Annotated in this window: 15 protein-coding genes; all 15 read right to left on the reverse strand. The window is 42.6% G+C overall.

The features are described from left to right. Window positions 1–65 precede the first annotated feature (65 nt). Complete coding sequence (locus J3L18_RS25945) at window positions 66–1,313, reverse strand: efflux RND transporter periplasmic adaptor subunit (RefSeq protein WP_112658239.1); 1,248 nt, start codon at window positions 1,311–1,313, stop codon at window positions 66–68. After that, complete coding sequence (locus tag J3L18_RS25950) at window positions 1,306–2,580, reverse strand: heavy metal-binding domain-containing protein (protein WP_112658237.1); 1,275 nt, start codon at window positions 2,578–2,580, stop codon at window positions 1,306–1,308. The genes J3L18_RS25945 and J3L18_RS25950 overlap by 8 nt, the downstream gene beginning before the upstream one ends. Then, entirely contained in the window at window positions 2,555–3,790 is a 1,236-nt protein-coding gene (locus tag J3L18_RS25955; protein ID WP_112658235.1) for a TolC family protein, read from the reverse strand. Before J3L18_RS25955 ends, J3L18_RS25950 begins: the two co-directional genes overlap by 26 nt. A gap of 4 nt (window positions 3,791–3,794) precedes the next feature. Further along, window positions 3,795–5,687 carry an efflux RND transporter permease subunit gene (locus J3L18_RS25960; protein WP_112658233.1) on the reverse strand — a complete coding sequence of 631 codons (1,893 nt, stop codon included), beginning with the start codon at window positions 5,685–5,687 and terminating at the stop codon, window positions 3,795–3,797. Next, window positions 5,684–6,958 carry an efflux RND transporter permease subunit gene (locus tag J3L18_RS25965; protein WP_112658231.1) on the reverse strand — a complete coding sequence of 425 codons (1,275 nt, stop codon included), beginning with the start codon at window positions 6,956–6,958 and terminating at the stop codon, window positions 5,684–5,686. The genes J3L18_RS25960 and J3L18_RS25965 overlap by 4 nt, the downstream gene beginning before the upstream one ends. A gap of 58 nt (window positions 6,959–7,016) precedes the next feature. Continuing rightward, a complete protein-coding gene (locus tag J3L18_RS25970) occupies window positions 7,017–7,259 on the reverse strand; it encodes a heavy metal-binding domain-containing protein (RefSeq protein ID WP_112658229.1) in 243 nt (80 codons plus the stop codon). Between the two features lie 41 nt (window positions 7,260–7,300). Then, window positions 7,301–7,723 carry a hypothetical protein gene (locus tag J3L18_RS25975; protein ID WP_129568222.1) on the reverse strand — a complete coding sequence of 141 codons (423 nt, stop codon included), beginning with the start codon at window positions 7,721–7,723 and terminating at the stop codon, window positions 7,301–7,303. 123 nt (window positions 7,724–7,846) lie between these two features. Continuing rightward, window positions 7,847–8,221 carry an HYC_CC_PP family protein gene (locus J3L18_RS25980; protein WP_129568223.1) on the reverse strand — a complete coding sequence of 125 codons (375 nt, stop codon included), beginning with the start codon at window positions 8,219–8,221 and terminating at the stop codon, window positions 7,847–7,849. 410 nt (window positions 8,222–8,631) lie between these two features. Beyond that, window positions 8,632–8,817 (reverse strand): hypothetical protein, encoded by a 186-nt coding sequence (locus J3L18_RS25985; RefSeq protein ID WP_112683082.1) that lies wholly within the window; start codon window positions 8,815–8,817, stop codon window positions 8,632–8,634. Window positions 8,818–9,115: 298 nt separating this feature from the next. Beyond that, window positions 9,116–9,655, reverse strand: coding sequence for a c-type cytochrome (locus tag J3L18_RS25990; RefSeq protein WP_208102376.1), 540 nt, complete (start codon window positions 9,653–9,655; stop codon window positions 9,116–9,118). Between the two features lie 108 nt (window positions 9,656–9,763). Continuing rightward, window positions 9,764–10,192 (reverse strand): hypothetical protein, encoded by a 429-nt coding sequence (locus J3L18_RS25995; RefSeq protein ID WP_112658221.1) that lies wholly within the window; start codon window positions 10,190–10,192, stop codon window positions 9,764–9,766. An 18-nt stretch (window positions 10,193–10,210) separates the two neighbouring features. Continuing rightward, the gene (locus J3L18_RS26000) at window positions 10,211–10,714 is read right to left on the reverse strand and encodes a GNAT family N-acetyltransferase (RefSeq protein ID WP_112658219.1); all 504 of its coding nucleotides are present in this window, start codon (window positions 10,712–10,714) and stop codon (window positions 10,211–10,213) included. Between the two features lie 26 nt (window positions 10,715–10,740). Then, the gene (locus tag J3L18_RS26005; RefSeq protein WP_223266102.1) at window positions 10,741–12,846 is read right to left on the reverse strand and encodes a copper-translocating P-type ATPase; all 2,106 of its coding nucleotides are present in this window, start codon (window positions 12,844–12,846) and stop codon (window positions 10,741–10,743) included. A gap of 7 nt (window positions 12,847–12,853) precedes the next feature. Beyond that, a complete protein-coding gene (locus J3L18_RS26010; RefSeq protein WP_112658217.1) occupies window positions 12,854–13,432 on the reverse strand; it encodes a TlpA family protein disulfide reductase in 579 nt (192 codons plus the stop codon). Between the two features lie 17 nt (window positions 13,433–13,449). Then, a complete protein-coding gene (locus J3L18_RS26015; protein ID WP_208057684.1) occupies window positions 13,450–14,364 on the reverse strand; it encodes a DUF4396 domain-containing protein in 915 nt (304 codons plus the stop codon). Window positions 14,365–14,400 lie beyond the last annotated feature (36 nt).

Below are 14,400 nucleotides of genomic sequence, written 5' to 3' on the forward strand. Positions count from 1 at the left end.
ATAATTAAGCAGCAAATATACCAGTATTTAAGCAATTACTTAAATACTGGTGCCAAATATTATAATTACATTTTCATGCCGCTCATGCTATTATTCCCATTTTTAAAAATAGCTTCGCTGTTTAATAAATAAGCGCCATTCGTTACCACAATATCGCCAGGATTTAAGCCGGAAAGGACAGATACATAATTTGAGTTACCCGCACCCGATTTTATCATTTTTGCTGAAAAGCTGCCATCTGCATTTTTTATCCAAACCAGGCTCCCTTTGCCGTCAGTTAAAACAGCAGAGGCAGGCACGGCCAATGAACGCTGTTTACTATTTGCAATAGAAATATAGGCCAGCATTCCGGGTCTAATTAAGTCTTGCGAGTTAGGAATACTGATCCTGATCAGATCCACTTTGGAGGCATCCGATAATTCAGGGTTAATAAACTCAACCTTACCTGCAATGACCTGTCCGCCGAGGTCAGGAAATGAAACACTAACCTGGTCATTTAGCTTATAATTCCCAGCTTCACCGGCATACAATTGAGCTTCTATCCATAAGCTGTTTAACGCCTGCGTTTTCAGTATGGACATGCCCTCGGTTACATAATCTCCCTCATGAACTGCTATTTCACTAACTGTTCCGCTAATTTTGCTTAAAACGGTTGTCATCGCAGATGTTTTTCCGGAAGCAGCTAAGCTCCTGATCTGTGCCGGTGACAGACCCCAAAGTTGCAGTTTGTTTTCGGCAGCACTGATCAGTTGCTGATAATCCACATCCGGGTTATGCAGCACTTTCTGCTGCTGTTTGGCCAGAAGGTATTCCTTTTCAGCTTCCAGCAGGTCTTCACTATAAAGGGAATACACAGGCTGGCCGACCGATACTTTTTCGCCGGTAGTTCTCACAAATAGCTGCTGTATCCTGCCGGCTATTCTTGCACTTAGCTCAGCTGCTGTATTTTCATTAGTGGTTACCGTTCCGGTCAATGTTTTTTCAATCCCAACATTTTCTTCCCGAACCGTGTCTGTCCTGATACCTGCTAACTGGATCTGTCCAGCGGTTAAAGTGATCTTGTTCATATCGGTATTGATATTACCTCCTGTAAGCTCCACTTTGATCAGCTTCATTCCACAGATCGGGCAATTACCTGGATGATCTTCGTGTATTTGCGGGTGCATGGAACATGTGTAATAAGCTTTGCTTTGTACTTTTACAATCTGCTGTGGTTTTTGCTTACAGGCGGCAAACAGCGCAGCTATCAATAAGGAAAAGGCTAATAATTGCAATGGTTTTAGCCAACTATGTTGTTTGATCTTGTTATTCATTGCCTGATGTTTTAATAAATCCTTCACTGTCTGTTAAATATTGAGCATTTGAAGCCAGGCTATCGGTGAGGGATAAGCCTTTCGTTATTTGTATTTCATTGCCATTTATAATTCCCGTATTTACCTGATGAGCCTGAAATAACGGCCCTTTTTTTAGCCATACTATTTTTGTACGGCCTAAGTCCAATAATGCCGATCTTGGTATCCATAAGCCTTTTGCTGAACGGGTTTGTATGTTAGCGTTAACCAGGCTGTTTACTTTCAGGGCATGATCCATGTTATCAATATAAACCCTGATGCTGGTGGTTTTATCACCGTCCTGCAGGGTAGGTTCAATAAAGTTGACTTTCCCGCTGATTGTTTTGCCGGGCATATCCGGTAAGGTGATCTTTACAGACTGGTTTATTTTTAAAGCGGCAACTGCCGATGGATCGATCTTGATCACGGCCCACAATTTATGCGGGTTGACCACATTAAAAATATTCTGCCCTTTTTCTACATACATCCCCTCTTTGATGGAAAGCGGCAGATTGTTTGCGAAATTTGGTGGTGCTTCGGCATTCGTAACGCCCGCCATTTGACTATGCGGCATATCATGAACATGTCCGGCATAGGGACTATACACCGGCAGACTATAAAATGGATTACCGCTTTTGACTTCCAGGGCCACCTGTGCTGTTGTCATTCCTAATAACGATAGTTTTTGTTTGGCCGCATTGATCAATCCCGTTTCCCCGGCTGAATTTTTGATCAGATAGATCAGGTCTTGCTGCGCGGTAACCATATCCGGGCTGTAAATATCAAATATGCGCTGACCTGCATGTATTTTCTGGAATGCGTATTTGATGTACAGCTTTTCGATACGTCCGGAAAAACGGGCCGCAATGTTATTAAATGTCCGTGTATCAAAATCCAGATAGCCCTGGGCTACGATTTGGGTTGGAATCGATTTTTCTTCCGGGCTAATGGCATTTATGTCAGCTATCACCGATGAATTGACTGGCTGCAACACCGTGTTCAGACTGATGCCTGCCCGCTCACTGGTCTGGCCCGATTTTTTAACCAGGGTCATGCCGCATATGGGGCAATTGCCCGGATGATCTTCCATGATCTGCGGATGCATCGGGCAGGTATATTTGATGTCGCTTTTTACCGGTGCTGCAGCAATACCGGATTGCTTCTTTTTATCCGAGCAGGCACTGATCAGCATCGTGATTAACAGGAGACCACTCAGTATGATCCTAATGAGTTTCATTTTCTTTTTCATAAGCTACCTGTACTAATAAAAGTTCCTGTAAACGGTCTAAAGCATCCATCCGGGCCGACTGCAAACCTTTAATGCTGTCCAATACAGATGGCAGATCGCCGGTATTCTGTTCATAAGCGAGCAGGGATGTTTTGTACGTATTCTGTAAAGCAGGAATAATGTTTTGTTTATAGTTTTTAAGCTGCCTTTTTTTGCTGCTCATATCCGTTCTTAAACCGGCCAGCTGCCCTTCAGCCTGGTTCAGCATATCCAGTTTTTTTTGCTGTAGTTCGGCTACCTCATACCGGATACCTTTCAGGTTGGCCTTGTATTCTTTGGATGCCCAAGGGACGATAGGTATAGTTACCGAAGCCATTAAAATGTACTGGTTCGCCATTCCCCCATAGCTGAACATGTGTCCCGCCTGGATACCGAAATCAGGCTTGCGCTTGCTGTATTCCATTTTAGCATTCAACTGCTGCAGATCAATATTCCGGCTGATCCCTTTAATATCACTACGGGCATTGGCAAGGCTTGCGGTATCTGTCAGAGCAGTTTCGTATTCCTTTAATACAATGCTGGTATCCACGGTAAAGGGCGTTTGTTTATCCCGGTTCATCAGCGTATTGAGCATGATATTCTTCTGGCTGATATCATCGTTTAATTGTTCCCGCGTATTGTCCAGCTGATACAAGTCTGCTTTGGCTTTGTAAATATTAGGCAGCTTTTCTTTACCATAAGTAAGCCGGATATTCGCGTCTTTGAGCATATACTCCAGCAGGCTTTGCGTGTTTTTCAATAAGGTTAGTTTTTTCTCCAGCACGACACGTTCATAATAATATTGCTTCGCCTGTGCGATCAGTTGATTTTTCAGGTAGTTTTTATCCTCGGCGGTTACTTTGGACATCCCTTTCATATAATCTTCTTTGGCCCGCAGTTTAGCCGGGTTGGTGAACATTTGCTCTGCCTGGATCATAAAGGATCCTGTATTTGGATTGACCTGATAAGGGGTTTGATACTGGCCTGCACTGATCTTTGGCGCATCCAGGCTTTTTGATCCGGTTGCATAAACATCCTGCGCACTTATTTTTGCATCATACGCCTGCAATGACGGGTTAGCTGTAATTCGCGCCAGTACGCTATCTAAAGGCAAGCGCTGAACCTGAGCTTTTGCTGTCAGCCCTGCAAAGCAGATAAGCACTATATAGGTGATTTGATATTTAGTTTTCATGATATTATTCCTTTACATCCAATACGTCCAGTTTGCCATGCTTCCTTAGTTCATATTCTTTGACCATCAGGAAGATCAATGGGGTAACCAGTAAAATATGCGTGGAAGAAGTTAAAACCCCGCCAATCATTGGCAGCACAATGGGCAGCATAACATCACTGCCAGTCCCGGTTGCCCAAAGCACCGGCACCAAACCAAACAAGGCTACGCAAACCGTCATCAGTTTGGGCCGTAATCGTTTTACTGCTCCATTCATCACATAGGTGCGCAGGTCTTCTTTGGTTATGGTTTCTTTCGAGTCTCCTTTTAAAGCGACTAATTGCTGCATCGCATCATTGAGATAGATCACCATCACGATACCCGTTTCTACCGCGATACCAAACAGAGCGATAAAGCCGACCGCAACCGCAACGGATAAATGCACCCCAAAGAAATACACCATGTAAGCGCCACCGATCAGCGCAAACGGGATACTGATCAAACTGAAAAAAGCTTCGCGGATAGAGTGGAATGCAAAATACAGACACCCAAAAATGATAATTAATACGATGGGAAGAATGAGCTTTAAGGTACGCTCCGCACGGATGAGATTCTCGTACTGGCCGCTCCATTCAATAAAATAGCCTTTGGGCAATGATTTTACCATCGTATTAAGCCTGTCCTGTGCTTCTTTCACGGTACTGCCCAGGTCGCGTTCCCTGACATTGAACAATACAGTGCCACGCAATAAGGCATTTTCAGACTGGATCATCGCCGGGCCATCGCTGATCTTGATATCCGCAACTGACGACAACGGAACAGGGCCATAACTCATCGTTTGAACCAGGGTGCGCCTGATCTCTTCCAGGTTGCTCCGGTAATCCTGCGCTAAGCGCAGATTCACACTGAAGCGCCTGCGACCTTCAATGGTTGGTGTAAGGTTCATGCCGCCTAACGCGCTTTCCACTACCTCGTTCACGTCATCCACGCTCAGGCCATATCTGCCAATAGCATCCTTGTTTACCTGAATATCCAAATATTTGCCGCCAGTAATCGGGTCAACATACAGATCCTTTACACCATTAATGCCCTGCAAAGCCTGTTTCATTTGGTTAGACAAGGCATAAATGGTATCCAGATTTTGGCCGTAAACCTTTAAACCTACATCGGTACGGATGCCGGTTGAAAGCATATTGATCCGGTTGATGATCGGCTGTGTCCAGCCATTCACTACACCCGGTATTTGTAATTTGCTATTCAGTTCATTGATAATATCTTCCTTTTTAATGCCCCTGCGCCATTCGCTGGTTGGTTTTAACAGGATGATGGTTTCCACCATGCTGATCGGTGAATTATCCGTTGCGGTATTCGCCCGGCCTGCCTTTCCTAAAACGTTTTTTACTTCCGGCACGCTTTTTATGATCCTGTCCTGTACCTGTAAAAGCTGTTTAGCCTCTGAGTTGGATACATCCGGCAAGGTAACCGGCATAAAAAGGATCGTTCCTTCATCGAGCGGTGGCATAAATTCGCTGCCCAGGCTCAACAAAAGCGGGATGCTGATCAGTAGTGCGACGATGTTGATACCTATAGTCGTTTTGCGCCAGGTAATGCACCAGTTTAAAATGGGCCGGTAAACGCGTTCTAAAAAACGATTCAATGGGTTACGGTCATCTGAGCTCAGCTTACCTTTCAGAAAAAAGGAGATCAATACCGGGGCCAGCGTAACTGCGAGGATCGCATCGATAGCCAGTATAAAAGTTTTTGTCCACGCCAAAGGGCCAAACAGTTTGCCTTCCTGTCCTTCCAGCATAAATACCGGCAGAAAGGATGCTACGATGATCAGCGTGGAAAAGAACACGCCTCGGCCCACCTGTTTACAGGATGCTTCTATAATTCTAATTCGTTCTGCTGTGGTCATGATTTTTCTTTTTCTTGTGCAGCGGATAAATTCCGGTGCGAATTTTCTACCATCACGATCCCGTTGTCAACGATCACCCCGATGGCTAAGGCAATACCGGTTAAGGACATAATATTGGAGCTAATGCCAAAGGCATTGAGCAGGATAAAGCTGGCCGCGATGGTGATGGGGATCTGGATAATAATGCTCAACGCGCTTTTTAAACTCAGTAAGAACAGGATAACGATGATTGACACCGTGATCATTTCCTCGATTAATGTATGTTTAACTGAACCGATAGCGTTTTCGATCAGTTCACTCCGGTCATAAGCTATCTTAAACTTCACGCCCGGCGGAAAGCCTTTTTGTATATCGGCCATTTTATCCTTAACCGCGTGAATGACCTTATCGGCATTTTCTCCATAGCGCATGACGACGATACCGCCAACCGCTTCCCCTTCACCGTTCTGATCGAATATGCCCAGGCGCAGGTCGCCACCCATTTGTACTGTTGCAATATCTTTCACCCTGACAGGAATGGTCTTGATGGTTCCGATGGAAATATTTTCTACATCCTGCAAACTCTTGATATAACCGAGACCACGGACAATATACCCGGTACCGTTCATTTCAAATTTGCGCCCGCCCACATCATTGTTATTACTTTTAACAGCCTTCAATACCTGTGATAGGGGGATATTGTAATAACTGAGTTTATGCGGGTCTATATTGATCTGGTACTGCTTTTCAAAGCCGCCGAAAGAGGCTACTTCACTCACGCCCGGTACGGTTTGCAGTCCTAATTTGACATACCAGTCCTGTAAGGCCCGCTGTTCGCCCAGGTCTATGCCTTTGGCATCCAGTGTGTACCACAGGATATGGCCCACGCCCGTTCCGTCTGGTCCGAGGGTTGGTGTGATGCCTTCCGGCAATAGACGCTGCGCATAACTTAACCTTTCCAATACCCGGCTGCGTGCCCAATAAACATCCGTATTGTCCTGAAAGACAACATAAACAAAGCTCATTCCAAACATGGAGGTGGCCCGGATGGCTTTGACTTTGGGGATGCCCTGCAGGTTACTCACCAAAGGGTAGGTTACCTGGTCTTCCATGATCTGCGGGCTGCGGCCTTCCCATTCCGTAAATACGATCACCTGGTTTTCCGAGAGGTCGGGAATGGCATCAATAGGATTTTCACGTACTGAATAAGCGCCCCATGCAAAAAGCACAATGGCGATCAGTAATACGATATACCTGTTTTTTAAGGACAGGCTAATAAGTTGATTGATCATCTTAAAGGTTTTGATAAGCCGTCCGTCTGCCAGCTGGCAGACGGACGGCTTAAATGAATTACATCTTCATGGTTTCAGCTTTCTTTTTAGCCGGTTCCTTTTTTACCAGTTCCATACCGCATTTAGGGCATTTGCCGGGCTTATCACTTAATACTTTCGGGTGCATAGTACAGGTATATTGTACTTTTGCCGGTTTAACTTTTTTCGTGGTGTCCGATAAAGCTTTAACGGGTAGATCCGCAGCAAATACGGTTGCAGCAGAGAAAAAGATGGCCGTAGCCATCAGGGTTACTTTTTTCATTTGTTTTTTAATTTAAAAATAGATAAATAGACGGGCATCCCTTAAGAATGATTGATTTTTGACAGGTAATAATTGATCCTGTACTGATGATGATAAGCATCGTAAGAAACCAAATCATTATCCGTCCTGAAGTTGCCATCTATCAAGTCGAAAGCTTTACCGTCCCTGTATATATTTTTCAAATTCTCCAGGGTAAGGGAATATATCTTTTCAGAATCTTTCAAGCTGAAATAGTAAGAAACAACAGGTTTAAAAAGATTAAGTTTATCTCCGGGACGCTCACGTTTGTATATGATGATGACGCCTTTATCCACAACATTATAATCAGAAGGTTGATGTTGTTGAACGGCAGTAATAACAGTATTATTTGAAAGAATTTCAGTAGCATTTAAGCTATGAGCTTGAATAAGTGTTGTTGAAAACAACAATACAAGCATTATAGTTGAAAATGTGATAGTTTTCATTTTTAAAAATTTAAATAGGTATCCCATTGCATGGGCTTGCATCAAATTTGATTAATAAAAAAAGGGATTACAGCTTAAAGAGCCAGATACTCCATTAAACCGTAAGAAAAAGGGGGGGGGAAATCAGATTCTGTAAGTACAAAACAGTGTATAAAGCGCATCCTGAGTGGCTGGCGGCGCATGACTATTATAAGCCAGGGCATTTTTGACGCTTATGTTTTCAGCAGGAATTTGGAAATAATACTCAGCAATTATTAGAGCAAATTGTACATATACAATGGAACTTGTTTTTGTAAAAACATGATTATCTTTTATCTTAAACTCTTGCTTAGTTGTTTTACAACAAGAGGGATCGGACTTGTTCGGACAATTCAGTTGTGCAGTTTTAGCAATACTGACGGTTGAAAGTTGCCCACAGCAATAAAATCTATTTACAGAAACCCCGTAAACAGAGATTGCGTAAGCAAATACGAGCAATAGGGCAATAACTTTTTTCAACACACAAATATAGATAAAAATTAAAAATTTGCCACACACTAAAGTAAAAAGTTTCTACAAAGCGAATTTATGAAAGACAGTTGTTCACGCACACCTGCCGTGCTCCATGTAATGCTTTTAAAGGGGTTGCACTAAACTTTTTGGCCTGACAGCAGATATAATCGCTATCGCCAAGCGAGTGCAGCGTATGACCACATATGCCAAGCGATTGGATTATAATAGGGTAATAGGATTACTAAAAAAAGAACAAGATCAAAACGCTCCGTAAAAAGGGTGAAGTGATATTATCACAAGGCAGTAAGCAAAAAATAGATTAATGATAGTCGGTGAAGAACTTGAATAAGTCTCAGAAATAATTCATCAGATATAAGAAAGCCCCGTAAGCCGGGGCGTTCAAAACTAATTTTAAATTACATTTTCATTTTACCCATCGAGGTTCCTTTTTTCATTTTCATGGGCTTTTTCTTCTTATGAATAACTTTTTTCTTATGAGTTTGAAAGACATCAACTTTTACAGATGAGTTTATGTTTGGTTCCGCATACACGCTGCTAAATGAGATCGCAGTTAAGGCAATCATACAAAAGAATATTTTCATGGTATTTCAATTTATTACTGGTGAACCACTTGATAAACAATAACCGTTCCAATATTTAAGAATATAATAGCTTTTGGTTTAGTCACAATATAATGTTTAAACTAAGCTAACGATTATTTGCCGGTATACCCACTTTGCTTAATGATTAATAAAAGCCAAACCCAAAGGTGTCATTTAACTACTTAAAAAATCAATCTAAGTGCTACTGTTACTGATACGGAACTTATAAATCTAAATCAACTAACAGTGGAATCTTCTTAGTAAAAGCAGGAAACAACATTGTTTCATTGCTGTCCGGCTATCTTTTCTTTTTTGAAAACTGTTTTTTTGGTAATGTTTTTTTTCTGTTAAGTAACAGGCCTTCCAGCCGGGCGATTGTCTTGTTTAACATAACAATAATGAGAAAGGCGATAATCAACGTAATAACTAATCCAATTATCGCCCAGGTATTGTCTGCAGATAAGTTTCTTTCACTAATTTTTCCTTTACTGTGTTTATCATCGTTGGCGGGTTGCATGGTTTTCCATTCGGTTTTTATATACGAAATGATATCCTTAACATCCTTATTGGTGAGGTTACTAAACACCGGCATCGGCTGCTGATTGAATTTATTATAAATCTCCAATGCCTCTGGATTCTTTTTTTCAATCAGGGCCTGATTGTTTTGTATCCAACTAATCAGATAATCTTCTTTGTGGCCCATTGTCACCATTGGCCCCAAGGCTGGCCCCACCATTTGTTCATCGATTTTATGGCAGGAACCACAGTTGTTGGCTGTGAATAATGCTTTACCTTTGACCGGATCCTGCGCGACCGCAATTTGTATAGCCAATAGCATAATTAGGTTAGTGATTAGTAATCTACGTGTGAATTGATCTGAGCTCATAGCAATAGCTTTTAATGGTTTAAAAAGAGGCCGGTTAGATAGCACTTATTATTTTCACTTTCATTTACTGAACTCGATATTAACATCCCTGTCGTGCAGATGAAAAATTATTTTTTCAATTCTCTGATCGGTCCAGCGTACTGTCAATCCGTAATCTAAATATCTACTTCCGTTCGGGTGAACCCCAAAACCTTTTAAAACTGTAATATATTTGTTGGCATGCACGATGCTCATAGGGATTGGCATGACAGACGTATCTCCGGTAGTATGTTCGTCAGACTTCTCAATGAAAACACTATATCCCGGATTTGTTGGCATATTAGTTTTGACCCTGATGACCGTATTTTTGGTATGACAGCCTGAGCTATCCGATTGGGGGCCTATTACAATTTGTTTATTCTGATAACGACGATAAGATGAAGAACAAAAATCTATGTCAACCCGTGTTTCGGCTTTCGATTTTTTAAATAAATTAAAAATTTTTATCATTCTTATTTTAGCAAATGGTTAATGAGACAATTTAACTTGATGATCTTGTAAATCGAGCGTAAGCTTTATAAAATTATTTTCGGCTAATCCATTTTCGATAAACCCACAATTTTTAAAAACTGAAAGCGCGGGCTTGTTTTCACAGTAGATTTTTGTGTAGAGACGTTTTAATTTGAGATAGGAGAAGGCGTAGTCGCTGACCAGGGATAAGGCCTTACCCGCTATTCCTTTGCCCCAAAATAGTTTTTCTCCGATAAGTACATTGCATCGGGCCTCTTCATCTGAAATATTCGTTAGTTCGATGTTTCCAATGTGATGATCAGGAAAATTAAGGCATATGGCAAAACATTTATCTGTTGTATTCTGAAGCACGTAAGATAGCCATGCAGCTTCTAAATCCATCGAGATGTACTTTCCCGGCATTTCCCCGGTTAATCTCCAGAGCTCCGGATCAATACTCCACTTTAAATTGTTTTCCGCATCGCTAATCAGCAAAGGCCTGATATAAATTGAATAATCCATGCCATCATTCTATTATTAAGTTATGACTATTTTACTTTTAACAAGCTGGCATTAATGGCTACGACAACCGTGCTAACGGTCATTAATACAGCTCCAGCTGCCGGGTTTAATACTATACCCTGATTATACAGCACACCGGCGGCGAGCGGCAGGGCAACGACATTGTAACCGGTCGCCCAGGCCAGGTTCTGAATCATTTTCCGGTAAGTGGCTTTACCAAACAAGATCAAATTAACGATATCCTTCGGATTGCTATTGACCAAAACGATTCCGGCCGTTTCTGCCGCAATATCACTGCCGGACCCCACCGCAATGCCAATATCTGCCTGTGCCAGGGCAGGGGCATCATTTACCCCGTCTCCGGTCATAGCCACAAACTCGCCTTTTTGCTGTAATTCCTTTATTTTATCTAATTTTTGATGAGGCAAAACTTCGGCAAAAAAACCGTCCATTTTTAAATAGTCACTTACACTTTCAGCTACCCGCTTATTATCGCCTGTTAAAAGCAGTGATTTGATCCCGTTGTCATGCAGGGTTTGTATGGCTTCAGCCGATTCAGGACGTATCATATCTGATAAAACAATATAACCGTATAAAACATCATTGATCATAACGAAAACCACCGTTTCACTGCCACTAGCCTCGAACCCTTCCGGTAATTTGATATGCTGTTCTTTCAGATAACCCGGGCTGATCACTTTTAGATGTTTACCCTCGACCATTGCTTCCACTCCTTTACCGGTGATCGCCTGAAAATCTTTTGCTTCCGGAACATCCAGGGAGCGTTTCTTGATCTCAGCGAGGATTCCTGTGGCGATGGGGTGCTCCGATTTTTGCTCCAGTGCGCCAACGATACGCAGGAGTTCGTTTTCCCATTTTTGATGATCGTCGCTTTGATGGTCGATAACGACTACCCTGGCCACTTCAAATTTTCCAATTGTAAGGGTGCCGGTTTTATCGAAAACAATAGTGCTGATCTTACGGGAGTTTTCAAATGCGGTCCGATTTTTAATTAACAGACCATGCTGCGCGGAAAGAGATGTCGATTTAGCTACCACTAGCGGAACAGCGAGTCCTAGAGCGTGTGGACAGCAGATCACGATGACCGTAACCATTCGTTCCATTGCAAAGGCCAAGTCTTTGCCATCAGCCAGCCAAAAGACAAAAGTGCCGATACCGGCGATCAACGCGATGATGGTCAGCCATTTTGCTGCTTTATCGGCTAATAGCTGTGTATTGGATTTGGCATCCTGCGCATTTTTAACCAAGGTAATAACTTTTGACAAATAAGAATCTTCACCACTATGGCTCACTTTTACCTTTAGTGAACCGTTGCCATTTACAGAACCTGCGATTACATCCTGTCCTTTTGTTTTTTGCACCGGAGTAGATTCACCCGTCAGCATGGATTCATTGAGGTAACTTTCTCCATCCTCAATAATGCCGTCAGCGGGGATTTTTTCTCCTGGTTTGATCAGGATCAGGTCGCCCAGTTTTAAACTATCCGTTTTAACTTCGGTTGTGTTTTTTCCATTGATCAAATGCGCTTCAGCAGGCATCAACTGTACCAACAACTCCAATTCCCTTGATGCTCCGGCGACTGAACGCATTTCAATCCAATGCCCTAAAAGCATGATCCCGATCAGGGTGGTTAGTTCCCAAAAAAAGTCCATTCCTTTTAAGCCGAACACGGTTGCCGCACTATAAATGTAGGCGACGGTTATGGCAAACCCAATCAAGGTCATCATTCCCGGACTTTTCGCTTTCAGTTCACTGAGCCATCCGGTCAGAAATGGCCATCCGCCATACACAAACACTACAGTCGACAGGCCGAATAGCAGGTAATTAGACCCTGTAAAGTGAAGTTCAAGGCGCAGCCATTGCTGGATTTGCATGGAAAGCAACATCACAGGAACGGTTAGCAGCAGCACAACGTAAAACCGCTTCTTAAAATCAGCGATCATCATTGCGTGATGATCATGGCCCCTCATTCCCATTCGTGCTTGAGCATCGTTTTTACCGTGCCTCATATGCTCCTTGTTTACTGCTGCCTCCAGGGTTTGTTTTTCATGTTCATGTGACGATGATATGCTATTCATATCTCCGGGATGATATTTGTGGGTGTCTTTCATTATCTGCTTATTTTGTTAATAAACTTTTTAAATATTTGATAAAATGTTCATCGTTAAAATCTAATCCCCCTTCCTGTTTGAACACAATTTTTCCAGATTGATCTAAAATGACTGTTGTAGGGATCGCATCGCCTATAAAATCCGCAGGAATCTGGCTCGCCGCCACGTAAACAGGGAGCGTCAATCTATTGCTACTCATAAAAGCCAGAGACTTTTTTAGATTACGATCCATATCCACAGTAACGAATACCAGGTTTGGATCGCTTTTCAAACGCCTGTATAATTTATCCAGACCAGGCATCTCTTCCCTGCATGGCGCGCACCATGGGGCCCAAAAATTGATTACTACGACCTTTCCTTTTAAATCGGTTAAATTTAATTTTTTACTTCTTTTATCTTCGAGCGTCAACGACGGTGTATCGCTTACTATTGAATAATAGGTAGCGGAGGTAGGTACAGGTACTTTGTTTGTATTTGAGTAGTAAGGTTCTGCCGAGCTATTTAATGCACCTGTTGACAGCAGCAAAAGAGCCGCTATTCGCGCATAAAAGCCTTTCTTTTTTTTATTTGTAGTTTGATAATCCATCGTTCATTGATTAAGCATCACATTTTCATAGGTTGACTTGTATGTCCTGGCTGCATTTTATATCTACCCCAATGAGCGGCAGCGGCACCGCCAAGAACAAGAAAGAGCAGGGAAAGAACAGCAACCATTATTTTTTTATTGATATTCTCGGAAGAAGGCATGGTCATCTGGCCATGGCCATTTTTGATGGCGACGTTGGCGGTTGCACCGGATGCCATATTCATTCCGGGCATGACCGCAGGTGATGGTTCATCCTTATTTATGACGGCACCGCCTTTTCCTAATACCCGTTGGGTGCCCATACCGTGTTTGAGTTTGTTTTTAACCATCCACCAGTTGACAGGGTAGGCCAGGCAACCCCCAATGAGGGAGGCAAGGGACATGATTCCCCAAAAACGCAGTGAACTAATTTCCATATTTTCCATGTTGTTGGTCATCAGAATGATCATTACCGGAATCATCCCGGACATCACAAAATTCATTGACATCAATTCCGGATACCAGGTTTTACGAACGGCGGCCAGGTAAGTACCACCCAACATATCTTTCATGAATAGGGCCTGAAAAATAAATAAACCGAAAACGAAGCCCGCCAAATATTCAAGGATACTATCCAGCCACATCGGTAAACCAAGCGCGGCAGTCAGAAAAGCAACCACAATAACGCCGGTTGCATCTCCGGCCATGCAATGGATTGTTGAACCAACCGCTTGTTTCCAAAGCGGCGCGATAAATTTTTCATGGGTGTTTGGGGCGGGCTCCCGGCACGAAATTATGTAGATAGCCAGTCCGAAGATGCCGGTATATAAAGTAACCAAGATCCATCCCCATTTCATTACTTTCATCTCAGGGGTACTGGTTACCAAATCATAAGTAACATATCCGACTGAGGCCGCTGTCAAAGAAAACCAGGTAATGAGTAATATTTCCATGAGCATGTTTATTAATTACCAATAACTTAATGCCGG

It is taken from the genome of Mucilaginibacter gossypii, assembly GCF_017569325.2.
GTDB lineage: Bacteria > Bacteroidota > Bacteroidia > Sphingobacteriales > Sphingobacteriaceae > Mucilaginibacter > Mucilaginibacter gossypii.